Here is a 22,768-nt window from a genome sequence, read left to right as displayed (position 1 = left end):
GACATGCGAAACCGCCGCCTCACGGCAACCACCACCTTGACGATCTCCCTCCTGGCGGGCGGCGCCCTCCCGGCGAGCGCCGCCCCGGCCACGGCCTCCGTGCGGGTCGTCTCGGGCGAGGCCCAGGCGCGCAAGGAGTTGCGCGCGCTGGAGGCGTCGTTCAAGGGGCGCATCGGCGCGTACGCGATCGACACCGCCACGGGCAGGACGATCGGGTACCGGTCGAACGAGCGTTTCCCGCTGCTGTCCACGTTCAAGGCCATGGCCTGCGCGGCCGCGCTGCACAAGGCGCGCACCACCGACCCCGGGCTGATGGAGAAGGTCGTCCGCTGGACCGCCGACGACCTCAAGCCGAACTCCCCCACCACCGAGAAGCACGTGGAGGACGGCCTGACCGTCAACCAGCTGTGCGAGGCGACCATCACCCTCAGCGACAACACCGCGGGCAACATGGTGCTCAAGCAGATCGGCGGACCGGCCGGCCTGACGCGGTACTTCCGCACGCTGAAGGACCCGATCTCCCGGCTGGACCGCTGGGAGACCGAGCTGAACGACTGGACGCCCAAGGAGAAGCGCGACATCACGACGCCCGCGTCCATCGCCCGCGACCTGCGCGCGGTCACGACCGGGAACGCGCTCGACGCCAAGGACCGGGAGCGGCTCAACGCCTGGCTGATCGCGACCAAGACCGGTGACGCCCGTATCCGCGCGGGCCTGCCGAAGACCTGGACGATCGGCGACAAGACCGGTACGAACTCGGCTTTCGGCGGGGGGAACGACATCGCGGTCATCTGGCCCAAGAAGGACGCGGCTCCCATCATCATGGCCGTTTACACCAACCGCGCCGCGGGGGAATCCGGCGACGACACGGCCATCGCCCGCACCGCCACCATCCTCGCCCGCGGCCTCGGCAGGCTCTGACCGTCAGGCGCCGAATTCGATACCCCATTCGCAACCGCGCCGAACCTGAAAACAATTCTCTCCGATTTGGGCGGATAATTCCGGACCAAAGGCGCTACTTGCCCTCTGACCAGGGGAATCTTCATTCGATTCCGCTTGTTCTCGCCGATTGACGGGGTATCCTCTTGGCAAAGAAGCGGGACCGGAGATCCCTAACATCCCCGGTCCCTTACCCCAAAGGTAAGGGAGATCAACATGAGCTTCAAGGAACTCTGCACCGAATTGGACAGCGAGTTCATCCGGCTCCGGGCCGACCAGGCGGAGCTCGGCCAGCAGCTCACCGAGCGGATCAACGGGGTGGCCAACCACGTCAAGGCCCTCGACGCGAAGGTGACCCTACTGGACGCCAAGGTCATCGTCCTCGACGAGAGGGTTTCGGCGCTCGACACCAAGGTCACTGCCCTCGACGTCAAGATCGACACGAAGCTCGAGGAGATCGACAACCGGTTCGATTCCATGGACACCAAGTTCACGACCAAGTTCAACGAACTGCAGGGCAACCAGAACGAGATGATGAGCATCCTCATCGACATCCAGCGCAAGGTCAGCGCCAACTAGCGTCCGACGCGTCGTGAAAGGGCGGGCTCGTGTGTGCTTCACGAGCCCGCCCTTCGCGCGTCCGCCCCGCCGGGCGTGTCGCGCCCGCTAGAGCTTGTTGAAGCAGGGGCTATCGAAGGTGTGCGCCTGGGCGGTCGGGCCCGTGAAGAAGTCCTTGACGATGGTCACGCCCGTCGGCGCCGTCTCGTCGACCTTGTTGATCAACGTCTGCCTGAACACCGCGGCACCCGACGCCTCCGCGTAGTTGCCCGCCTCCGGCGGGAGCATGCCCTCGTAGTCCACCGTCTTCAGCGTCTTGACGGCCGCCAGCAGCCCCTTGCGGCTCACGTCCCCGCCGGCCACCATCGCGTCCAGGGCCGCCTTCATCGGGTACGCCCAGGCCCAGCCCGAGGTGTACCCGTCGTTGGGCGTCACGCCCGGCAGCGCGTCGCGCATCGCCTGGTGGCCCGGCGTGTCGGCGCCCCACGGCCTGCCCGGGGCCGACTGCTCGTACAGGGCCTTGAGTGCGGGGGCGGCGGGGGACTTCAGCAGGGCCGGGTTCCAGGTGGGGCCGGTGCCGATGAAGCGGCCCTTGTAGCCGGCCGCGGCCGCCTGCCCGATGATCGTGGCGGCGTCGGCCGGGCCGGTGGTGAGGATGACCAGGTCGGGCTTGTTCTTGGTGATCTCGGTGATGGCCCGGCCCTGTTCGGTGGCGCCCGAGGGGGTCTCGACGTTGGTGAACTTCAGGCCGTTGCGCTCGGCGGCGATCTTGGCGCCGGCGGCGGCGTCCGCGCCGTAGTCGCCGGCCAGGTGGACGGCCATGACCGACTTCGGCTTGTACGTGTCCATCGCGTAGTCGACGGAGTTCATGGCCTCGACGCAGTAGTTGGAGCCGCTCTCGATCATGACGTCCTCGAACTCCCAGGCCGAGGTCCAGGACGCGGGGGCGGCGACGACGCTGTTGGCCTTGAGGTCACCGATGATGGCGGCGGTCGTGGGCGAGCCGAGCGTCTGGGCCAGCGCGAGCACGTGGTCCTTGATCTCGTTGTAGACCTGGCGGTGCACCTCCGGGTTGTACTTGTTGTCCCGTACGTACTTGGTGACGTCGACCTCGTACTTGCCGCCGATGCCGCCGGCCTTGTTGACGCGGGCCCAGAACGCCTTCTGGGCGTCGGTGATCGGCACGGCCAGCGCGGCGAAGGGGCCGGAGGTGAGGTCGGAGACCGTGCCGAGATAGATGCAGCCCTTCTTGGCGTCCACCGCGGTGGGGCAGGGTGCGGTGGTGACACCTGGAGCCTGGGCGCCGCCCTTGCTGCCCTCGTCGTCCCCCCGGAAGACGCCACACGCGGACAGAAGGGCCACTATCGCAATAAATCCCGCTGCATAGCGACTCTTCATGAAAAATCACCTTCTAGTAGGAGAAAGGCCAGGACTTCCAGTAGTTGCGGACCCGAATCCACAGGCCGAACAGGCCCCGCGGTTCGAAGATCAGGAACACCACGATGAGCAGCCCGTACAGCACGGTCTCGACCTGGAACACGTTCGGCGTCCGCGTGGTGTCCGCGCTCACGAACGGCACCAGCGCCGGCAGCGCCCTGGTCAGCGGCTGCAGCAACGAGATGAACAGCGCCCCCGCGATCGACCCCGACACCGTGGCCACGCCGCCGATCAGCACCATCGCGATGAACTGCACGGACAGCAGCAGGCTGAACGACCCCGGCTCGACGTACCCGGAGATCGTGTAGAGCAGGCCCCCGGCGCACCCCGCGTAGAACGACGACACACCGAAGGCCAGCACCTTGTAGCGGGCCAGCGGCACCCCGATGACCTCGGCCGCGATGTCCCGGTCACGGATGGCGGCGAAGGCGCGGCCGACGCGCGAGCGGGCCAGGTTCCGGGCCGCCAGGGCGAAGACGACGAGCAGCGCCAGCATGAGCACGTACAGGGACTGCTCCTTGGTGCCGAGCGGCCCGTCCTGGTCGAGGCGCACGCCGAAGAGTTGCGGGACCGCCGCCTCGCGCCCGACCCCCGGCCCGCCGGTGAGGTCCTGCCACTCCTTGAAGACGTGCTCGCCGAGGAAGACGAGCCCGAGCGTGACGACGGCCAGGTAGAGGCCGCGCAGGCGGGTGGCCAGGGGCGCGACCAGCACCCCGGCCGCGGCGGCGACGAGCCCGGCCGCGGGCAGCCAGATCCAGATCTCCGCGAGGCCGAGGCCGAGGCGCTCGCCGTCCACGGGCCCGGACAGGGCGGCGGCGGTGTAGGCGCCGATGGCGACGAAGAACGCGTGGCCGAGCGAGACCTGCCCGGCGTAGCCGGTGACGATGTTGAGGCCGATGGCGCCGATGGCCAGCGCGTACGCGCCCGCCAGCACCTCCAGCGACCGGTCCTGCAGCAGCACCGTCAGCCCGAACGCGAGCAGCACCAGCAGCCCGGTCCACACCCGTTTCGCCCGGGTGTCGAGCAGCGCCATGTCCTGGGCGTAGGAGGTGTAGAGCAGTGGCCGCCCGCGCACCCGCCGAGACCGTCCGGTCGGTATGTCGGGGGCGGCGGAGGCCGCCGCGGATCGCGTCCCGGTCATACGCGCTCGACCTCCCGGGTCCCGAACAGGCCGTACGGCCTGACCAGCAGGACGATCAACATCACGATGTACGGCGAGACGATCGCCACGTTCTGTCCCAGCCAGGGCGCGAGCTCCCCCTGGTACGACTGGAACAGCGACTCCACGACCCCGACCACCAGCCCGCCCACGACGGCCCCGCCGAGCGAGTCGAGCCCGCCCACGATGATCGCCGGCAGCGCCTTCAGCGCGACCACCCAGGTGAGCTGCTCGATCCCCTGCCCGGTCCCGACGAACATGCCGGCCACGGCCGCCAGGAACCCGGCCAGCGCCCACGACAGCGCGAACACGGCCCCCACCGAGACCCCCTGCGCCAGGGCGATCTCCTGGTCGAACGCCGCCGCGCGCATCGCCAGCCCGTACCTCGTGTAGCGGAAGAACGCGAACAGCAGCGCCACCAGCACCGCCGTCACCAGCAGCATGGCCAGCCAGCGCCGCTGCACGACCAGCGGCCCGAGCGACACCTGTGTGAACCCCCACGGGTCGCCGACCTGCCGCACGTCCCGGCCGATGAAGCCGTTCACCACCACCCGCACCACCACGTCGATGCCGAGCGTGATGATCGCCACGACGAACACGGGCCGCCCCACCATGGGCCTGATCGCGACCCGCTCGATCCCGAGCGCGACCAGGGCGATGAGCAGCGCGGCCAGCAGGACGGCGGCGTAGAAGCCGGTCACCTCGGCCAGGTAGCTCACCGCGACGGCCCCGGCCAGCATCAGCGCGGGCTGCGCGAAGCTGATCACCCGCGTGGCCTTGTAGATGATCACGAACCCGAGCGCGAGCAGCGCGTACACCGAGCCGTTCCCCAGGCCCCTGATCACGGTCTCGAGCAGCCCCTTCACCGGGCGTACATCCCTTCCACCAGGTCCTCGTAGAGCTTGGCGACGGCGGCGCGCTTGACCTTCTGGGTGGCGGTCAGCTCGCCGTCCTCGTGGTCGAGCTCCTTGGGCAGGAACGCGAACCGCCGCACCTGCTCGACCCGGGCGAAGCGGGTGTTGACCTCGTCCACGATCCCCTGGACCAGCTCCCGCGTCTCCGGCTTCTCCGACAGATCCCGATAGGTCGTGTACGGCAGGCCGCGCCGCCGCGCCCACTCCCCCACCGTGTCCGGCTCGATCCCGATGAGCGCCACCAGGCACGGCCGCTGGTCCCCGATCACGACGGCTTCCTTCAGGTACGGCGACGCCTTCAGCGCGTTCTCGATCTCGCTGGGCGCGACGTTCTTGCCGCCGGCCGTGATGATGATGTCCTTCATCCTGTCGGTGATCCGCACGTGCCTGCCCTCGACGAACTCGCCCACGTCCCCGGTGTGCAGCCAGCCGTCCTCGTCGAGCACGTCGGCGGTGGCCCGCGGGTTGCGCCAGTACCCGGCGAAGGTCCCCGGATGCCGGGTCATGATCTCGCCGGTGGCCTCGTCGATCTTCAGCTCGATGCCGGGGTGCGGCTCGCCGACCGTGCCCAGGCGCACCCTGCCGGGCCGGTTGGCGGTGGCGATCGCGGTGTTCTCGCTCATCCCGTACACCTCGTGCATGGGGATGCCGATCCCCATGTAGAACTTGAGCACGCCGGGCGCGATCGGCGCGGCCCCCGAGGCCGCGTACCTGACCCGCCGCATCCCGAGCCGCTCGCGCAGCGAGCGGTAGCAGAACACCCACCCCACCCCGTACGCCAGCCGCGTCCCGAACGTGTGCCGGCCTCCCGAACGCACCAGCACGTCGCCGATCCGGTCGGCCACCCGCAGCCAGAACCGCGTCACCGCCCGCTTGACCGGGGACGCCGACTCCAGCCGGATGTCGACCTGGGCCAGGACCTTCTCCCAGATCCGCGGCACCCCGAACAGGATCGTCGGCTGCACCTCGCGCAGGTTGGCCTGCACGGTGTCGATGGACTCGGCGAAGTTGACCTGCACGCCGGCGGCCGAGTTGAACCACACGGTGAACGCCCGCTCGGCCACGTGGCACAGCGGCAGGTACGACAGCGCCAGGTCGCGTTCGGAGGGCGGCGGGGAGGTGAAGCCGCCGCCCAGGACGAGCGTGCTGACGGCGAACTCCACGTTCCCGATCGTGAGCATGACGCCCTTGGGCGGGCCCGTGGTGCCCGAGGTGTAGATGAGCGTCACCACGTCGCCGGGCTCGGCCTCGGCCATGCGGCGCTCCACGGCGCCGGGGTGCGCGGCGCGGTGCTCGGCCCCGAGGGCCAGCAGCTCGGGCCAGGACATCAGGACGTCGTCGTCGTAGCGGCCGCGGATGCCGCGCGGCTCCAGGTAGACGATGCGGCGCAGCTCGGGACATTCGCCGAGGACCTTGAGCGCCTTGTCCACCTGCTCCTGGTCCTCGGCGATGAGGATCTTCGCGCCGGAGTCGGAGAGGAGGTAGGCGACCTCGGCGGGCGGGTTCGTGGGGTAGAGGCCGACGGTGATGCCCCTGACGGCGACCGTGCCGAGGTCGCCGTAGAGCCACTCGGGGCGGTTCTCGGAGTGCACGGCGACGCGGTCCCCGGGCTCGACGCCCAGGGCGAGCAGGGCGTGGGCGACGAGGTCGACCTGCGTCCAGTACGCGGCCCAGGTGACCTCCCGCCAGATGCCCCGGTCCTTGTGCCGCATGGCGACCGCGCCGGGGGCGCTGCGAGCGCGGTCCCGCACCCTGGTGACGATGCTCACCGGGCCCCTCCCAAGTACGCCTCGATGACACGCGGGTCCCGCTGGACCTCGGCCGGGGTGCCGAGCGCGACCGGGCGGCCGAAGTCGAGCACGAGCACCCGGTCGGCCAGGTCCATGACCAGGGCCATGTCGTGGTCCACGAGGACGACCGGGATGCCCAGCTCGTCCCGGATGTCCAGCACGAATCTGGCCATGTCCTCGGTCTCCTCCAGGTTCATGCCGGCCACCGGCTCGTCCAGCAGGAGCAGCCGGGGCTCCATGGCCAGCGCCCGGCCCAGCTCGACCCGTTTCTGGATCCCGTACGGCAGCAGCCGCACGGGGTGGCGCCGCCAGGCCTCGAGTTCGAGGAAGTCGATGATGTCCTCGACCTTGGCGCGGGCGGCCAGCTCGGCGCGCCTGGCCCGCCCGTACCAGAGCAGCGCGGCCAGGGCGCCGTAGCGGAAGTGGTGGTGGCGGCCGAGCATGAGGTTGTCCAGGACGGTCAGGTTGTGGAACAGCTCGACGTTCTGGAACGTCCTGGCCAGGCCCATGGCGGCGATCTCGTGCGGCCGCCTGAGCAGCAGGTCCTCCCCCAGGAACGTGACCCGGCCGCGCTGGGGCCGGTAGACCCCCGAGAGCACGTTGAAGATCGAGGTCTTGCCCGCGCCGTTCGGCCCGATGATCGCCAGCAGCTCGGCCTGCCGGACCTCGAACGAGACGCCGTCGACGGCCTTGACGCCGGCGAAGCTCAGGTGCACGTCCTCGAACGTCAGGAGAGCCATCGTTTCCTCCGCTTGTAGTGCTTGACCTCGCGGAAGGACCGGACGGCCCCCAGGTAGAACTCCTTGATGTCCTCGTCGGCGAGCAGTTCGCCGGACGGCTTGTCCATGACGATCTTCCCGGTCTCCATGACGTAGCCATGGGAGGCGATGGACAGGGCCATCGTGGCGTTCTGCTCGACCAGCAGGACCGTGGTGCCCTGACGGTTGATCTCCACGATGAGGTCGCGCACCTGGGCGACCAGCGACGGCGCCAGGCCCAGGCTGGGCTCGTCGAGCAGCAGGTACTTCGGCCCGGCCATGAGCGCGCGGCCGACGGCCAGCATCTGCTGCTCGCCGCCCGACAGGTAGCCGGACACGCTCTTGCGCCGCTCCCGCAGCAGCGGGAACAGGCCGTAGACGCGCTCCAGGTGGGACTCGGCCGCCGTGTGGCCGCCGACTTTGAGGTTCTCCTCGACGGTCAGCTCGGCGAGGATGCGGCGGCCCTCCATCACCTGGCTCACCCCGCGCCGCACGATCTGGGCGGGCTTGAGGTGGTGGACGGGCTCGCCCTCCAGCGTCACCGAACCCTTGGTGATCTTGCCGTCGTGCACGTCGAGCAGCCCGGACACGGCACGGAGCAGGGTCGTCTTGCCCGCGCCGTTCGCGCCGAGCAGCGCCACGATCGCCCCAGGCGGAACGCTGAGGCTCACGCCGCGCAGCACGAGCATCACGTCGTCGTAGACGACTTCGAGGTTGCGGACCTCAAGCATGCCCAGCTCCCCGGGATGGTGTGGCCTATGTCACTCCCCCGATGAGCACAATGTCCACGCTTGCCCGGCAGCCGACAAGAGGGGCGGCGGAAATTTGATCGTGTCGCTGGTTCTAGGATTTCTCTTATGGCAATTTGCGAGCATCTTTCCCAGGCGGACGATCCGGCCGCGAAGACGCCGGAGGGCTGCGAGGAGTGCCTGGCCGTCGGGGGCCGCTGGGTGCACCTCCGGCGCTGCCTGGAGTGCGGTCACATCGGGTGCTGCGACTCCTCGCCGGCCAAGCACGCCACCCAGCACTATCACGAGACGGCTCACCCGGTGATCCAGTCCTACGAACGCGGTGAGGACTGGCGCTGGTGCTTCGTCGACAGCGCGATGGGCTGACCGGCGCGGCCCCTCCCGGCTAGCGCTCCAGGATCGCCTCCTCGAAGTCGAGCTGCGCCATCACGTCGCGCATCACCTCGTCGTCGAGGCGGCGTTCGTCGCGCAGGCGCACGAAGACCTGACGCTCGGCCTGGAGCATGTCACGGCGCAGGCGGCGGTAGAGGGCGCTGGGGGTCTCCGCACCACCCTGCCCCGTGCCGCCGCCCAGGCGCTCCCAGGCGCTCAGCGAGCGGCGCCAGGACTTCTCCCTGAGCTGGTCGATGACCTGCTTCTGGATCTCGTCGGGCTCGTCCTGCTCGTCGACGAGCCGCGTGAGCTCCTCCAGCCCGGCCTCCAGCGCGGCCTGCTGGGCCGCCGCCTCGGCCAGGCGGTCTTCGTACTGCTCGCGGTCGCTGGACACGCGCAGCCGCCTGATCAGCGCGGGGAACGTGGTGCCCTGGATGAGCAGCGTGCCGATCACGGTGGTGAACGTCAGGAACAGCAGCATCGCGCGGTCCTGCGCCGGGATGCCCGGCGGGATGGCGAAGGCGGCCGCCAGCGACACCACGCCGCGCATGCCCGCCCAGCCGAGGACCACCGCCTGCGGCCCGGTGGGCGCGCTGCTCCTGCGGAAAAGCTTCGTCAGGTACGTCACCGCGAACACCCACACGAACCTGCTGACGATCGTCACCGCCAGCACGGCGGCGGCGTAGCCCGCGACCGCCCAGGGGTCGTAGCCGGAGATGCCCTGGACGACGGTCGTGAGCTGCAGCCCGATCAGGGCGAACACGATCGTCTCCAGGAGGAAGTCGGTGACCTTCCACACGGAGTCGGACACCAGCCGGGTGCCGAACCCCTGCAGGTGCATCCGGTTGCCCAGGTAGAGGCCGACGATCACGACCGCGATCACGCCCGAGGCCTCCACGCTCTCCGCCGCGAGGTAGGTGGCGAACGGGATCAGCAGCATCAGCGTGTTCTCGACCAAAGAGTCGCGCGTGTGCCTGAACAGCCAGGCCAGCGCGAACGCCACCGCCAGCCCGATCGCCACGCCGCCCGCCGCGGCGAGCAGGAAGTGGCCGAGGCCGTGCCACAGGTCCATGGCGCCGCCCAGCGCGGCCCCGATGGCGACCCGGTACAGCGTCAGCGCCGTGGCGTCGTTGAACAGGCTCTCGCCGACCAGGATCGTCAGCGTCCTGCGCGGCAGGCCCAGCCGGCGGCCGACCGCGACGGCGGCCACGGCGTCGGGCGGGGCGATGATCGCGCCCAGCGCGAACGCCAGCGCCAGCGGGAGGTTCGGCAGCAGCAGGTGGACGACCAGCCCGACGACGGCCGTGGTGAACAGCACCAGCCCGACCGACAGCAGGGCCACCGCCCGCTTGACGTCACGCAGGCGCAGGTAGGAACTGTCGAACGCGGCGGAGTAGAGCAGCGGCGGCAGGAACACGTACAGCACCAGCTCCGGCTGCAGCGGCACCGCCGGCACCAGCGGTGACACCAGCAGGCCCGCGGCCACCAGCAGCAACGGCGCCGGCCAGCCCTTGCGCCGGGCCACGGCCGCCACGCCGATCGCGCCGCCTGCCACCAGCAACAACTGCAGGCCAATGGTCGGATCCACCGGTGCTCCTTCCGCCTCGGCCCGATCGCTTCGGGAGGAGCGTACCTGGCGGCCGGACCCGGCGTGTCACCACTCCCTGCGGTCGCTCCGCTCGTAGTAGTCCGGCTGCTGGTCGGGGCGCAGGCGCTCGCCCGTGGAGAACATGGGGTCCCCGACGTAGGGGCGGGACAGCGCGTCGGGCTGCTGCTGCTCCGGCCGGCCCATGGACATCAGCGGGTCCACCGGGTTCGGCACGGGATTCTGCTGGTAGGCGGCGTAGTCGTCGTGGACGGGCTGGGGGACGGGACGGGGCCGGCCCGCGCCCGGGATGCCGTGCATGGGGGTGCCCAGGCCCGCGGCGGCCGGGGCCTGCGGCGGCGGCGGCTGCTGCTGGTAGGCGTCGGAGCGCCCGGCGTAAGGGTCGGCCGGGTAGGGGTCTGCCGCGTAGGGGTCGCCCGGATACTGGTCGGGCCGGTGCTGGGCCTGTTGGTGCTGCTGGTACTGCGCCTGCTGGTGCTGGTGCTGCTGGTGGGGCGCGGCGGCCTGGGAGGGGAAGCCGAGCGGGTCGGTGCTCAGCGGCGCCGGGCGGCGCTGGTCGCCGGGCATCTGGTAGACGGGCTCGTTGTCGATGTACTGCGGGCCGGAGTACGGGTCGGGCTGGACGGCCGGGTTGCCGTACTGCGCCGGCTCGCCGGCGTACTGCTGCGGGCCGCTGAAGGGGTCGCCGGCGTACTGCTGCGGACCGCTGAGGGGATCGCCGGCGTACTGGGGACCGCTGAAGGGGTCACCGGCGTACTGCTGCGGGCCGCTGAGCGGGTCGCCGGTGTACCGCTGCTGCGGGGCCGTCGTCTCCACGTACTGCGGGCCGGTGAAGGGCGCGCGCTCGCCGTAGCCCGGGCTCTCCCTGGGAGGCTCGCCGTACGCCGGGGGCATGGAGTCCCTGGGGGCCGTCGTCTCGCCGTACGAGGCCACCAGCTTGTCCTGGCGGGCCGGAGGGGCGCCCCTGGCCACGAGGACGTCGTTGGGCGACAGGGCGGCCGTGGGGCGTTCGTCGGGCTGGTGCTGCGGCGGTTGCTGGATGGGCTGGGCCGGCCGCTGGTACTGGCCGGTGCCGGGCATGACCTCGGTGCCCGGCTCGTGCGCGGGCACGGCGGCGGGCTGCTCGCCCGCGGCCTCGGCGAAGCCCTCGTCGAGAGTGTCGAGCAGGCGGCCGACGTCCTCCATCGGCATGCGGAAGCTCGCTGTGCACATCTCCCCCCGCCAGAGGCTGAGGACCAGCGTGCCCTCATGCCACGTGACGCGGAGACACCGCTCCTGACCTCGCGCATCGAAGAACACTTCGCCGAACGACGGCAACGGGACAACTTCCGACATGGCAGACATACTGCTTTAACCAGCCTTTATCCGTCCACTCAACCCCGGAAAACCCTCTGTAACCGGCCTTCCCACCTACACCGGGAACCCCTCTGGTCACTCTGTGTGAAGACCTTCCCTAACCTGTCGGAGTCCCGGTCGCCCAGTGTGCCACGGGCTCCGCCGCGGGGGTCCGGGAACGCCGGGATGCATCTGGCCGATCACACCGCGTTCGGCACGGCGACCCCGGAATGCGGGTAGCGTTTACTGCCGTGCCGGACTCCCATCTTCCGTCTGCGGACGAACTCCTCATGATCGCGGTAAACGCTCTCGGAGGGAGCGAACGGCAGGGCCAGCTGACCATGGTCCAGGCCGTTCAGCAGGCCATCGACGACGAGGAGCACCTGGCGGTCCAGGCCGGCACGGGCACCGGGAAGTCGCTGGCGTACCTCGTGCCGTCGATCCGCCACGCGATGGACAGCGACTCGCCCGTCGTGGTCTCCACGGCCACGATCGCGCTGCAGCGCCAGCTCGTCGACCGCGACCTGCCCCGGCTGGCCGAGACGCTGGCCAAGGAGCTGCCGCACGAGCCGACGTTCGCGATCCTGAAGGGCCGCCGCAACTACCTGTGCCGTTACAAGGCGACGGCGGGCTGGCCCGAGGAGGACGAGCAGGACCAGCTCTTCGACCCCCGCGAGGTGAGCGCGACCGGCCGCATGGTGCAGCGCATCCAGGAGTGGGCCGAGGAGACCGAGACCGGCGACCGCGACGAGCTCGTGCCCGGCGTGAGCGAGCAGGCGTGGCGGCAATACTCCGTGAGCGCGCAGGAGTGCCTCGGGGCCGGCCGCTGCCCGAGCGGCGCCGAGTGCTTCGCCGAGCTGGCCAGGGCGCGGGCGGGCGAGGTCGACGTCGTGGTGACCAACCATGCGCTGCTGGCCATCGACGCCATGGGCGACCTGCCGGTGCTGCCCGAGCACGAGGTCGTGGTCGTGGACGAGGCCCACGAGCTGGTCGACCGGGTGACGTCGGTGGTGACCGGCGAGCTGTCGGAGCTGACCGTGTCGCTGGCGGTGCGCCGGGTGGGCAGGCTGATCGAGCAGGCGGTCGCCGACCAGCTCCTGGAGGCGGGCGAGGACCTCAAGGCGCTGCTGTCCGCCGCGCCGCCCGGGCGCATCGACGAGCTGCCGCAGGTGCTGGGCCTGACGCTGGCGCTCGTACGCGACTCGGCCGCGCGCTGCGTCACGGCCATGGGGCCGCGCGGCGCCGACAAGGACGACCCGGACAAGGCTGGGCAGCGCAAGGCGGCCTTCTCGGCGCTGGACGAGGTGCACGACACGGCGGTGCGCATGCTGGAGGCGTACGGTCACGCCTCGGAGTCCGACCGCGCCGAGGTGGTCTGGCTCGACGCGGGCACCGACCGGCGCCCGCCCGCGCTGCGGGTCGCGCCGCTGACCGTGAGCGGCATGCTGCGCGACAAGCTGTTCGGCGAGCGCACGGTGATCCTCACCTCCGCCACCCTGGCGCTGGGGGGCACGTTCGACGCGCTGGCCGCGCAGTGGGGGCTCGGCGACGGCAAGGGCTGGCAGGGCATCGACGTCGGCTCGCCGTTCGACCATCCCCGCGCGGGCATCCTGTACGTCGCCAAGCACCTCCCCCAGCCCGGCCGCGACGGGCTGCCGCAGCAGTACCTCGACGAGATCACCGAGCTGATCGAGGCGGCCGGGGGGCGCACCCTGGGCCTCTTCTCCTCGATGCGCGCCGCCAAGGCGGCCACGGAGGCGCTGCGCGAGCGGCTGGACGTGCCGCTGCTGTGCCAGGGGGACGACTCGACGATGCTGCTGGTCAAGCAGTTCGCCGAGGACGAGCCCACGTGCCTGTTCGGCACGCTGTCGCTGTGGCAGGGCGTGGACGTGCCTGGGCCGTCGCTGCGGCTGGTCATCATCGACCGGGTGCCGTTCCCGCGCCCGGACGACCCGCTGACGTCGGCCCGGCAGCGCCACGTGGCGGCCAGGGGCGGCAACGGCTTCATGGCGGTCGCGGCCAACCACGCCGCCCTCCTCCTCGCCCAGGGCGCCGGCCGCCTCCTGCGCGCCCAGGACGACAAGGGCGTCATCGCCGTCCTCGACCCCCGGCTCGCCACGGCCCGCTACAGCGGCTTCCTCCTGGGCTCTCTCCCCCCGTTCTGGCGCACCACCGACCCGGCCGTCCCCCGCGCGGCCCTCAAGCGCCTCACCGCGGAGTCCTCGGCCTGACCCCACGCCCTCCGGAACGCCTGCCGCGAACACGGTCATCCGCGCGGCAGGCGTTCGTAGCCGAAGTGCGGCGGGTGGCCTGCCCGTGCGCAGCCGTAAAGCAAGCAAGCCCTGAAGAACCTAAAAGGGAGTGAGGTCGGGGCGCTTGGGTGGGAGCCCGTCGCCGGAGGAGATGCCGCGGAGGCGGCGGGACATCCAGGGGACGAGATGCTCGCGGATCCACTGGGCGTCCTCGCGCCGCCGTGCCCGCGGGTCCACCGTGCGCGGCGGCCAGTCCTTGCGCCAGTCCTCGAACGGCACCCCCAGCACGTCCAGCGCCCGCGCCGCCACCAGCCGGTGCCCGTCCTCGTTCATGTGCAGCCGGTCCGCGCTCCACGCCCGCCAGTCGCGCAGCCCCTGCATCGACCACTGGTCCACCAGCCGGCACCCGTAGAGGTCGGCGATGGAGCGCACGTGGAGGTAGAAGACCGCGAAGCGGCCGCGCAGGCGCCGCATCAGCGGCGTGTCGCGCGGGTCCACCCCCGTGAACAGCAGCACGTCCGAGCCCGCGGCCCGCAGGTCGCGCACGGCGCGGGCGAGCTTCTTGGCCATCACGTCGGGGTCGCTGCCCGGCCTGAGCAGGTCGTTGCCCCCGGCGCAGAGGCTGACCAGGTCGGGTGCCATGTCGACGGCCGCCGGCACCTGCTCGGCGACGATCTGGTCGAGCAGCTTGCCGCGCACGGCCAGGTTGGCGTAGCGGAAGCCGGGCTCGTCGGCGGCGAGCCGTTCGGCCACCCGGTCGGCCCAGCCACGGTAGTGACCGTTCTGACCGGGGTCGTTCAGTCCTTCCGTGAAGCTGTCGCCGAGGGCGACGAAGGACTTGTAGTGCCTCATGAGGTGGTGTTCATCTCCGCGATAGCGTGCAGCGCAAGGACGTACGACTGTAGCCCGAAGCCCGCGATGGTGCCCGTCGCCACCCCGGCGACGACGGAGTTGTGGCGAAACTCTTCCCTGGTGGCCGGGTTGGAGATGTGCACCTCGACCAGCGGTGCCGTGCGCATGGCGATCGCGTCGCGCAGGGCGTAGGAGTAGTGGGTGAACGCGGCCGGGTTGAGCACGACCGGGATGCGGCCGTCGGCGGCCTCGTGGATCCAGCCGATCAGCTCGGCCTCGTCGTTGGTCTGGCGCACCTCGACGTGCTCGCCGAGCTTCCTGCCGGTGTCGCGGCAGAGCGCGGCGAGGTCCTCGAACGTCTCGGCGCCGTAGATGTCGGGCTCGCGGGTGCCGAGCCTGCCCAGGTTGGGCCCGTTGAGCACGAGGATCATGCGGAGATCTCCTTGTAGGCGGCTTCGAGCAGCTCTTCCGAGGGGCCTTCGAGCCGGCCCGGCTCGGCCAGGCCGTCGAGCACGACGAACCGTTGCTTGGCGCCGCGGTTCTTCTTGTCCAGCCGCATGTGGTCGCGCAGGGACTTCCAGGCGTCGGCGCGGTAGGCGGTGGGCAGGCCGACGCTCGTGAGGATGGACCTGGTGCGTTCGACCAGGTCGGCGCGGCCGGCGAGCTTCGACAGCTCGGCGGCGTAGACCATGCCGATGGCGACGGCCTCGCCGTGGCGGATGGCGTAGCGCTCCTCGCGTTCGATGGCGTGGGCGAGGGTGTGGCCGTAGTTGAGGATCTCCCGCAGGCCCGCCTCGCGCAGGTCGGCGCCCACGACGTCGGCCTTGACCTGGATCTTGCGCTCGATCAGCTCGCGGGTGTGGGGGCCGTCGGGCCTCGTGGCGGCCTCCGGGTCCGCCTCGACGAGCCTGAGGATCTCCGGATCGGCGATGAACCCGCCCTTGATGATCTCGGCCAGGCCGGCCACGTAGTCCCGCTTCGGCATGCTGGACAGCGTGGACAGCTCGCACAGCACCCCGGCGGGCGGCAGGAAGGTCCCCACGAGGTTCTTGCCCTCGGGCGTGTCGATGCCGTTCTTGCCGCCGACGGCCGCGTCGACCATGGCGAGCAGCGTCGTGGGCACGAGCACGACCTGTACGCCGCGCAGCCACGTGCCGGCCACGAACCCCGCCAGGTCGGTCGTCGCGCCCCCGCCCACGCCCACCACGGCGTCGGAGCGGGTCACGCCGTGGCGGCCGAGCGCCGACCAGAGCCCGGCGGCCACCTCGACGGTCTTGGCCTGCTCGCCGTCGGGCACGGGCAGCTCGACCACCTCGTAGCCGGCCTCGCGCAGCGCCTCGCCGACCGGGCCGGAGATCTCCGGCAGCGTCTCGGGGTGGATGACCGCGACCGTGCGCACGCCGGGCTTGAACAGCGTGGTCAGCTCGGCCAGCACCCCGGTGCCGACCACCACGTCGTACGGGCTGTCCCCGCGTACGGGGATCCTCGTGGCGCTCATGCGGGCAACCCCTTGATGATCTCGTCGGCGAGCTCCTCCGGCTCCCGCTTGTCGGTGACCACGGTCGCCACCGCCAACCGCTCGTAGACCGGCCGCCGCTCCTCCATCAGCTTCTTCAGCTGGCTGCGCGGGCTGAGCACGAGCAGCGGCCGGGCCGAGGCCAGCCCCACCCGCTGGACCGCGTCCGCCAACCCCACCTGCAGGTAGACGACGTGGTGGCCCGCCAGCAGGGCCTGCGTCTCCTCGTTGAGCACGGCGCCGCCGCCGAGCGACAGGATCCCGTCGTGCTCGGCCAGGGCGCGGCGCACGGCCTCGTGCTCCAGCTCGCGGAAGCGGGCCTCGCCGTCCTCGACGAAGATGTCGGAGACGGGCTTGCCCGCCACGGCCTCCACGTCGGTGTCGGTGTCGCGGAACCCGACGCCGAGCCGCTCGGCGAGCAGCCGCCCCAGCGTCGTCTTACCGGACCCGGGGGGACCGATCAAAACAGCCCTGCTCATTGGTCGCTCACCGCTCCTCATTCGCTCCGCGGAGCCCCTCCTGCGTCGGGCCTCCACTCCGCTCACTGCGTCGGGCTCGCTCCCTGCTCATTTGATCACCATCGAAGACAGGTAGCCGGACAGGTTGCGGGCGACCTCCTCCACGGAGTCGCCGCCGAACTTCTCCAGGGCCGTGTCGGCCAGCACCAGCGCGACCATGGCCTCCGCCACGATGCCGGCGGCCGGGACGGCGCACACGTCGGAGCGCTCGTGGTGGGCCTTGGCCGCCTCGCCGGTCTTGACGTCGATCGTGGCCAGCGCCCTGGGCACGGTGGAGATCGGCTTCATGGCGGCGCTGACGCGCAGGATCTCGCCGTTCGTCATGCCGCCCTCGACGCCGCCCGCGCGGTTGGTGATGCGGCGCACGCCGTCTTCGGTGGTGTACTCGATCTCGTCGTGGGCTTGGGAGCCGGGCCTGCGCGCGGTCTCGAAGCCGTCGCCGACCGCCACGCCCTTGATCGCCTGGATGCCCATGAGCGCCCCCGCGAGCCTGGAGTCGAGCCTGCGGTCCCAGTGGGTGTAGCTGCCCAGGCCGGGCGGCAGCCCGTACGCGAGGACCTCGACGACGCCGCCGAGCGTGTCGCCGTCCTTGTGGGCCTTGTCGATCACGGCGATCATGGCGGCGCTGCCCTCGGCGTCGGAGCAGCGCACCGGGTCCTCGTCGATCCTGGCCAGGTCGCCGGGCCCGGGCAGGACCTCCGCCGGGCTCTTCGCGCCGCCGATCTCGGTGACGTGGCTGACGATGTCGACGCCCAGCGCCTGCTTGAGGAAGCGCCTGGCGACCTCGCCGAGCGCGACGCGGGCGGCGGTCTCGCGGGCGCTGGCCCGGTCGAGCACCTGCCTGGCGTCGTCGAACCCGTACTTCTGCATGCCCGCCAGGTCGGCGTGGCCGGGACGCGGGCGGGACCGGGGCGCGTTACGCGCGAGGCCCTCCAGCTCGGCCGGGTCGACCGGGTCGGCCGCCATGACCTTCTCCCACTTGGGCCACTCGGTGTTTCCGATGCGGATCGCGACCGGGCTGCCCATCGTGCGGCCGTGGCGGACGCCGCCCACGATCGTCACCTGGTCCTGCTCGAACTTCATCCGGGCACCCCGGCCATAACCGAGCCTGCGGCGGCGCAGGGCCTCGTCGATGGCGGCCGTGGTCACCTCCACCCCGGCCGGCAGGCCTTCGAGGATGGCGACGAGTTCGGGGCCGTGGGACTCTCCGGCGGTCAACCAGCGCAACATGCGTACAAGTCTTCCATGTGCTGCCTAGTGAGATGTCCCGCGTTCACCAGCCGAGACAGAGTGTCGTGAACGCGCCCAGCAGCATGAACGGCCCGAACGGGAACTGGGTGTCCCTCGTCCCGCGCCTGGACAGCAGGAGCGCCAGCCCGTAGAGGGCGCCGAGCAACTGGCCGCAGAAGGCCGCGACGACCCACGCCTGCCAGCCCAGCGCCGCGGCGGCCATCCCGATGAGCCCGGCCAGCTTGACGTCCCCCAGGCCCATCGCCTCCGGCCTGACGAACCAGAGCAGCCCGTACGCGGCCGTCAGCGCCACCCCGCCGGCCAGCGCCCTGGGCAGCTCTCCCGTCGGCGCCAGGGCCAGGACCATGATCGGGTACGCCGGGAGCGTGATCGCGTCGGGCAGCAGGCTGGTACGCCAGTCGACGACCGCGAGGGCGGTGCCGATCACCGCGAAAGGCACGTACGGCAGCCCGAACCGCCAGGCGACGAGCGCGGCCACGGCGGCGGTCACCAGTTCGACGCCCGGGCCGGGGCGGTGGATCAGCGCGCCCTGGTCGTAGTGGACCGGCCCCTCGTCGTAGGAGTCGGCCAGCGCTCGGATGGGACGTCCGCAGATCAGCCCGGCGAGCGCCATGAGTGCGACCACGAGCCGACCCTAATGCGCCGCCCCGCCCACGCGGGCCGGATCACTCCACCGGATATCCCCCGCCGGGGCTATCGGCCCTTTCTGGAGAACCACCGGCGGCGCCGGACGGGCTCCACCCGGGCCACCGTCACGCCACCGAGCCGATCGACGGTCCCCGACTCGACGGCCGCCAGCGCCTCCAGCACCGTCCCCTCGATCACGAACTGGACCGGCCCGGCCACGTCCACCACGACCGCCGCCGCCTTCTCCTGCACCGCCGCCTGGCACACCTGCAGCGCCGTGGCCTGGATCGGCCGGGCGTCGGGCCGCCATCGGGCCAGCGTCTCGCTGCCGGTGAACGCGAGCACCGCCTGCCTGCCGTCCGCCCCGACGAGCTTGGGCAGCGCCATCTCGCTCTCCTTCTCCTGCCGCAGCCCGTGCGCGCCGACCTCGCTCTCGGTCAGCAGCGCCACGACGGGCACCAGCAGCCGGGCGCCGCTGAGGGCGTTCAACACGTCGGCGGCGTCCGCCGTGCCCGCCTGGTAGGAGGCCAGGGCGGCGGCCACGGCGGGCGCGGCGCTGCCGTCGTCGCTGGGATCAAGAGGTCGCGGGATGCTCGGCACAGCCCCCGAGACTACCCGCGCCCGCCCCTGCCCCCGAGCCTGGCCCGTAGCGCACCGGCGCCATCGGCCCGGCCATATCCGGCCCGAGAGCCCGAGCCGAGAGCCCGGTCCGAGGGCTCCTATCCCAGGTCGGAGATGGCCGCCACCGGGCCGCCGCCCGAGGGCCCCTGGTGGACGGCCGCCACCGAGACGAACACCGCCGGGTCGCCCGTGACCGAGGCCGCCACCCCGCCCACCGTCGCCTTGATCTGCCGGTGCCAGTGCACGTCCGAGTCGTCCAGCATGATGTTGCGCCGTCCGCGTACCCGTCCCGACGGATCGGCCTCGCACTTCATGAACACGTTCACCAGCCGCCCTCCGAGGTCCGACGGGTGCGGGCGCTCCGGCAGCGGCAGCCCCGAGTCCCTGATGGCCTCCCAGATGCCGTCGGCGTCCAGGGCGTCCTTCATGACGCTGTGGCCGATGCGGTAGCGGCCGCCGATCCCCCGTACGTTCCCCACCAGCACGATCTGGGCCCGGTCCAGCTCCACCCCGGACGAGCACGAGGCCACGGACGAGTACAGCGACAGGTCCTTGTGGATCTGGTCGGCGCGCGGCATGTCGATCTCGCCGAGGGCGACGGCGATGCCGAGGGCGGTGGTCGAGTTGGACAGGTCCATGGAGGGGCCGGTCTCCTCGATGGCGGTGTCCTGGCCACGGCTCTTGGCGTCGGTGATGGTGGCCAGGGTGAGCAGCGGCGTCTTGGTCTGCACGTAGTGGACGTCGCGCGGGTCGTCGATGCCCGCGATCTTCATGGCCTCGCGTACGCCTGCCGCGACCTTCTCCACCATGGCGGGCCTGCCGATGTCCTCGGGCAGGATCACCTCGCTCATCGCGACGCCCACCGACAGCCGCGGCTCGTCGGACGGGGGCGCGTCGCCCGTGGTGGCGAAGATGGTGGCGTGCGGGCTGAGCACGCCGTCGGTGCCGCCAGACCACACCAGGGGCACGCTCTCCGGCGCCGGGTGCCCGTGCTCCGCCAGCACCTCGCGGAAGGCCCGGTCGGCGAGGATGCGCGTGTAGTCGTTCACGCCGCCGTTGCCCTCGGTCTTGCCGACGACGGCGAGCACCCGGCGCGCCTCGATCACCCCGTCGGCGATGAGCCGGCTGAGCCCGGAGGCGTCGGTGACGCTCTCGATCGGCACCTTGTGTACTTCAATCGGGTCCGGCATATGACGCCCCTTCTCCGTTACCGGTCCTCCCCGCCTTCGCGACGCTATCCGAGCCGGTCAGCGGGGTTCATGGTCAATGTCTGCCCATGAACCCAGCCGACGATGTCAAGGTGCGCTCACCGCCACGGGGTGGCGGGCCCGTACGTGCGCCGGGCGAGGGGCCGAACCCGGCGTTCAGCGGACGGTATGGTCGCCGGTGTGATTCGCGAAGCACACGTCAACGGGATAAGGCTCGTGTACCGGGAGGAAGGCGACCCCACCGCTCCCCCGCTCCTGCTGATCCACGGCCGGACCGCCGACCACAACGACTGGAACGGCATCACCCAGCACTTCGCGGCGCGCCACCACGTCATCGCCCTCGACCTGCGCGGGCACGGGGCCAGCGACTATCCGGGCTCGTACGAGATGCCGGAGATGGCCGAGGACGTCGTCGCGCTGCTCGACCACCTGGGCATCGGGCGGGCCACGCTGGTCGGGCACTCGCTCGGCGGCATCGTGGCGTACCACCTGGCCATGAACCACCCGGACCGGGTCGAGCGGCTGGTGCTCGAGGACGCGCCGCCGCCGCTCCCCTTCCCGAACCGCCCGCCGATCGTCGAGGACGATTCGACCGGGTTCGACTGGCGCATGGTGCACGAGACGGAGCCGCAGCTGGTCGACCCCGATCCCGCCTGGCTGGCGGGACTCGGCAGGATCACGGCACCGACGCTGGTGCTGAGCGGCGGGGAGCTGAGCCACGTCAACACCGAGGAGGTGGCGGCGCGGATCCCGGGGGCGAAGCTGGTCACGATCGACGTCGGGCACCTGATCCACACCGCGGCCCGCAGCCGGTTCCTGCACGCGGTGGACGCGTTCCTGGACGGCTGACGGACCAGCCCGGCCGGGTGCGATGTGCCGCATCTCATCGCGCCGTAACCCTGGTGTCACGTATTCAGGCCAGGGTAGGGGCGTGGTTGACATGCACGTACATCAGCGTCTGGGCAGGCTGAGGCTGATGGCCCCGTCGATCGGCCAGTGCGCGGTCGGAGCCGCGACCGCCTGGCTCGTGGCCAAGGATCTGCTGGGCCACAGCCGCCCGTTCTTCGCGCCCATCGCGGTCGTGCTCTGCATCGGCGTGGGGCTGGGCCAGCGGTTGCGGCGGGTGGTGGAGCTGGTCGTGGGGGTCAGCCTGGGCGTCGGCGTGGGCGACCTGCTGGTGTCGCGGATCGGCTCGGGCGCCTGGCAGATCGCGCTGGTGGTGGCGCTGGCCATGGCCGTGGCGGTGGTGCTCGACAGCGGCTCGTTGATCGTCCTCCAAGCGGGCTCCTCAGCCGTGCTCGTCGCCACCCTCCTGCCGCCGAGCGGCAGCGGCGGGTTCGACAGGATGGTCGACGCCCTGGTCGGCGGGCTCATGGGGCTCGCGGCGGTCGCCCTGTTGCCCACCAGCCCGTCGGCGCTGGCGAGGCGGCATGCGAAGGGGATGTTCGGCGCGCTGGCCGACGTGTTGCGGCAGATCGCCGAGGCCATCGAGACGCGCGACACGCGCGTGGCCACCGACGCGCTGGAGGAGGCGCGTGGCAGCCACAAGACCGTGGAGGAGTTCAGGCAGGCGCTGGAGACGAGCATGGAGATCGCCACGATCTCGCCGCTCCACCGCCACCGCCGCACCTCTCTTGAGGGGTACGAGAAGGCGTCCGTGCCGCTCGATCACGCGCTCAGAAACGCCAGGGTGCTGGCCAGGCGGGCCATCGTGGCCCTCGACGGCCCCGGCCTCACTCCGCCCTGGCTGCCACGCGAGCTGCGCGAACTGGCCGACGCGACGCTCATGCTCCGGGACGACCTGGCCGCCGAACGATCGCCGGAAAGGGCCGCCCGGGTGATCCTGGCGGTCGCGTCGCGGCAGGGGGCGGAGCGGTGGGGCTTCTCGGCGGACGTGATGATCGCCCAGCTCCGGTCCATCATCGTGGACCTCCTCCAGGCGACCGGCATGGATCGGGACGAAGCGGCCGCGACCCTGCCGATGCTGGACGTCCACCCCGACGACCGATCAGCCGAGGCGGATCTGCCCTCCGGCTCAGACGACGAAGACTCGGACCCGGCCGGTACGACACCCCCCACCGACGGCCCTGTAGGCCGGACCGAGACGCCCGGCTCGCCTGACCCGGCCGGCACGGGTGAATCCCCAGGCTCACAGGGCTTCACCAGCCCCCGAAAAATCAACACAACACCTAACGAAAAGGACTTAGCTGGGGCAAACGTGACCTCAATGTCATATAGATCCGCCAAGGTAGAAGGGTGCGAACCAGGCTCAGCGATCATGTGAAGGAACGACTGGGCACGTTCGG

Annotated in this window: 22 protein-coding genes; 6 read left to right on the top strand and 16 right to left on the bottom strand. The window is 71.2% G+C overall.

The features are described from left to right. Nucleotides 1–3 precede the first annotated feature (3 nt). A complete protein-coding gene (gene bla, locus ACIBQ1_RS49540) occupies nucleotides 4–921 on the top strand; it encodes a class A beta-lactamase (RefSeq protein ID WP_397288820.1) in 918 nt (305 codons plus the stop codon). 234 nt (nucleotides 922–1,155) lie between these two features. After that, nucleotides 1,156–1,518: a hypothetical protein gene (locus ACIBQ1_RS49535; protein ID WP_397288818.1), complete on the top strand. Its 363-nt coding sequence runs from the start codon at nucleotides 1,156–1,158 to the stop codon at nucleotides 1,516–1,518. A gap of 87 nt (nucleotides 1,519–1,605) precedes the next feature. Here ACIBQ1_RS49535 and ACIBQ1_RS49530 read toward each other — a convergent pair whose 3' ends face one another. The 6 genes from ACIBQ1_RS49530 to ACIBQ1_RS49505 are packed head-to-tail and all read right to left on the bottom strand — an operon-like array spanning nucleotide 1,606 to nucleotide 8,286. Then, nucleotides 1,606–2,895: an ABC transporter substrate-binding protein gene (locus ACIBQ1_RS49530; RefSeq protein WP_397288816.1), complete on the bottom strand. Its 1,290-nt coding sequence runs from the start codon at nucleotides 2,893–2,895 to the stop codon at nucleotides 1,606–1,608. Between the two features lie 13 nt (nucleotides 2,896–2,908). Beyond that, nucleotides 2,909–4,075, bottom strand: a complete 1,167-nt coding sequence (locus ACIBQ1_RS49525; protein WP_397288814.1) for a branched-chain amino acid ABC transporter permease — start codon at nucleotides 4,073–4,075, stop codon at nucleotides 2,909–2,911. Next, complete coding sequence (locus ACIBQ1_RS49520) at nucleotides 4,072–4,959, bottom strand: branched-chain amino acid ABC transporter permease (RefSeq protein WP_397288812.1); 888 nt, start codon at nucleotides 4,957–4,959, stop codon at nucleotides 4,072–4,074. The genes ACIBQ1_RS49525 and ACIBQ1_RS49520 overlap by 4 nt, the downstream gene beginning before the upstream one ends. Continuing rightward, complete coding sequence (locus ACIBQ1_RS49515) at nucleotides 4,956–6,776, bottom strand: AMP-dependent synthetase/ligase (RefSeq protein ID WP_397288810.1); 1,821 nt, start codon at nucleotides 6,774–6,776, stop codon at nucleotides 4,956–4,958. The genes ACIBQ1_RS49520 and ACIBQ1_RS49515 overlap by 4 nt, the downstream gene beginning before the upstream one ends. After that, the gene (locus ACIBQ1_RS49510) at nucleotides 6,773–7,537 is read right to left on the bottom strand and encodes an ABC transporter ATP-binding protein (protein ID WP_397288808.1); all 765 of its coding nucleotides are present in this window, start codon (nucleotides 7,535–7,537) and stop codon (nucleotides 6,773–6,775) included. Before ACIBQ1_RS49510 ends, ACIBQ1_RS49515 begins: the two co-directional genes overlap by 4 nt. Beyond that, nucleotides 7,525–8,286: an ABC transporter ATP-binding protein gene (locus ACIBQ1_RS49505; RefSeq protein ID WP_397288806.1), complete on the bottom strand. Its 762-nt coding sequence runs from the start codon at nucleotides 8,284–8,286 to the stop codon at nucleotides 7,525–7,527. Before ACIBQ1_RS49505 ends, ACIBQ1_RS49510 begins: the two co-directional genes overlap by 13 nt. Nucleotides 8,287–8,412: 126 nt before the next feature. Between ACIBQ1_RS49505 and ACIBQ1_RS49500 the strand changes: the two genes are divergently transcribed. Continuing rightward, a complete protein-coding gene (locus ACIBQ1_RS49500; protein ID WP_350722476.1) occupies nucleotides 8,413–8,670 on the top strand; it encodes a UBP-type zinc finger domain-containing protein in 258 nt (85 codons plus the stop codon). Between the two features lie 19 nt (nucleotides 8,671–8,689). Here the strand turns inward: ACIBQ1_RS49500 and ACIBQ1_RS49495 are convergent, their stop codons facing one another. Continuing rightward, nucleotides 8,690–10,264, bottom strand: coding sequence for a Na+/H+ antiporter (locus ACIBQ1_RS49495; RefSeq protein ID WP_397288804.1), 1,575 nt, complete (start codon nucleotides 10,262–10,264; stop codon nucleotides 8,690–8,692). Nucleotides 10,265–10,330: 66 nt separating this feature from the next. Further along, nucleotides 10,331–11,617 carry a hypothetical protein gene (locus tag ACIBQ1_RS49490; RefSeq protein ID WP_397288802.1) on the bottom strand — a complete coding sequence of 429 codons (1,287 nt, stop codon included), beginning with the start codon at nucleotides 11,615–11,617 and terminating at the stop codon, nucleotides 10,331–10,333. A gap of 290 nt (nucleotides 11,618–11,907) precedes the next feature. Between ACIBQ1_RS49490 and ACIBQ1_RS49485 the strand changes: the two genes are divergently transcribed. Next, on the top strand, nucleotides 11,908–13,848 hold the full coding sequence (locus ACIBQ1_RS49485) for an ATP-dependent DNA helicase (protein WP_397288800.1): 1,941 nt from the start codon (nucleotides 11,908–11,910) through the stop codon (nucleotides 13,846–13,848). A 120-nt stretch (nucleotides 13,849–13,968) separates the two neighbouring features. On the opposite strand, the gene ACIBQ1_RS49480 is transcribed toward ACIBQ1_RS49485, so the two are convergent. The 8 genes from ACIBQ1_RS49480 to ACIBQ1_RS49445 all read right to left on the bottom strand — a co-directional run bounded on the left by ACIBQ1_RS49480 (nucleotide 13,969) and on the right by ACIBQ1_RS49445 (nucleotide 20,444). Continuing rightward, nucleotides 13,969–14,721: an SGNH/GDSL hydrolase family protein gene (locus ACIBQ1_RS49480; protein WP_397288798.1), complete on the bottom strand. Its 753-nt coding sequence runs from the start codon at nucleotides 14,719–14,721 to the stop codon at nucleotides 13,969–13,971. Beyond that, nucleotides 14,718–15,152 carry a type II 3-dehydroquinate dehydratase gene (aroQ, locus tag ACIBQ1_RS49475; RefSeq protein WP_397288796.1) on the bottom strand — a complete coding sequence of 145 codons (435 nt, stop codon included), beginning with the start codon at nucleotides 15,150–15,152 and terminating at the stop codon, nucleotides 14,718–14,720. The genes ACIBQ1_RS49480 and aroQ overlap by 4 nt, the downstream gene beginning before the upstream one ends. Beyond that, nucleotides 15,149–16,219 (bottom strand): 3-dehydroquinate synthase, encoded by a 1,071-nt coding sequence (aroB, locus tag ACIBQ1_RS49470; protein WP_397288794.1) that lies wholly within the window; start codon nucleotides 16,217–16,219, stop codon nucleotides 15,149–15,151. The genes aroQ and aroB overlap by 4 nt, the downstream gene beginning before the upstream one ends. Beyond that, nucleotides 16,216–16,737, bottom strand: coding sequence for a shikimate kinase (locus ACIBQ1_RS49465; protein ID WP_397288792.1), 522 nt, complete (start codon nucleotides 16,735–16,737; stop codon nucleotides 16,216–16,218). Before ACIBQ1_RS49465 ends, aroB begins: the two co-directional genes overlap by 4 nt. A 66-nt stretch (nucleotides 16,738–16,803) precedes the next feature. Beyond that, nucleotides 16,804–17,985: a chorismate synthase gene (gene aroC / locus ACIBQ1_RS49460; protein ID WP_397288790.1), complete on the bottom strand. Its 1,182-nt coding sequence runs from the start codon at nucleotides 17,983–17,985 to the stop codon at nucleotides 16,804–16,806. A gap of 43 nt (nucleotides 17,986–18,028) precedes the next feature. Further along, nucleotides 18,029–18,631 carry a prepilin peptidase gene (locus ACIBQ1_RS49455; RefSeq protein ID WP_397288788.1) on the bottom strand — a complete coding sequence of 201 codons (603 nt, stop codon included), beginning with the start codon at nucleotides 18,629–18,631 and terminating at the stop codon, nucleotides 18,029–18,031. Nucleotides 18,632–18,699: 68 nt separating this feature from the next. Next, complete coding sequence (locus ACIBQ1_RS49450; RefSeq protein WP_397288786.1) at nucleotides 18,700–19,233, bottom strand: SseB family protein; 534 nt, start codon at nucleotides 19,231–19,233, stop codon at nucleotides 18,700–18,702. Between the two features lie 119 nt (nucleotides 19,234–19,352). Further along, nucleotides 19,353–20,444, bottom strand: a complete 1,092-nt coding sequence (locus tag ACIBQ1_RS49445; protein ID WP_397288784.1) for a ring-opening amidohydrolase — start codon at nucleotides 20,442–20,444, stop codon at nucleotides 19,353–19,355. A 198-nt stretch (nucleotides 20,445–20,642) separates the two neighbouring features. Here ACIBQ1_RS49445 and ACIBQ1_RS49440 point away from each other — a divergent pair, with 198 nt between their 5' ends. Together ACIBQ1_RS49440 and ACIBQ1_RS49435 are read left to right on the top strand one after the other, a co-directional pair. Continuing rightward, nucleotides 20,643–21,311, top strand: coding sequence for an alpha/beta fold hydrolase (locus tag ACIBQ1_RS49440; RefSeq protein ID WP_397288782.1), 669 nt, complete (start codon nucleotides 20,643–20,645; stop codon nucleotides 21,309–21,311). A gap of 127 nt (nucleotides 21,312–21,438) precedes the next feature. Further along, a complete protein-coding gene (locus ACIBQ1_RS49435; RefSeq protein WP_397288780.1) occupies nucleotides 21,439–22,746 on the top strand; it encodes an aromatic acid exporter family protein in 1,308 nt (435 codons plus the stop codon). The last annotated feature ends 22 nt before the right edge of the window (nucleotides 22,747–22,768 follow it).

The organism is Nonomuraea sp. NPDC050153, from assembly GCF_044460125.1.
In the GTDB taxonomy this organism is placed as follows: Bacteria; Actinomycetota; Actinomycetes; order Streptosporangiales; family Streptosporangiaceae; genus Nonomuraea.
The sequence above is the reverse complement of the archived record's forward strand: the minus strand, read 5'-3'. Positions and strand labels throughout refer to the sequence as shown.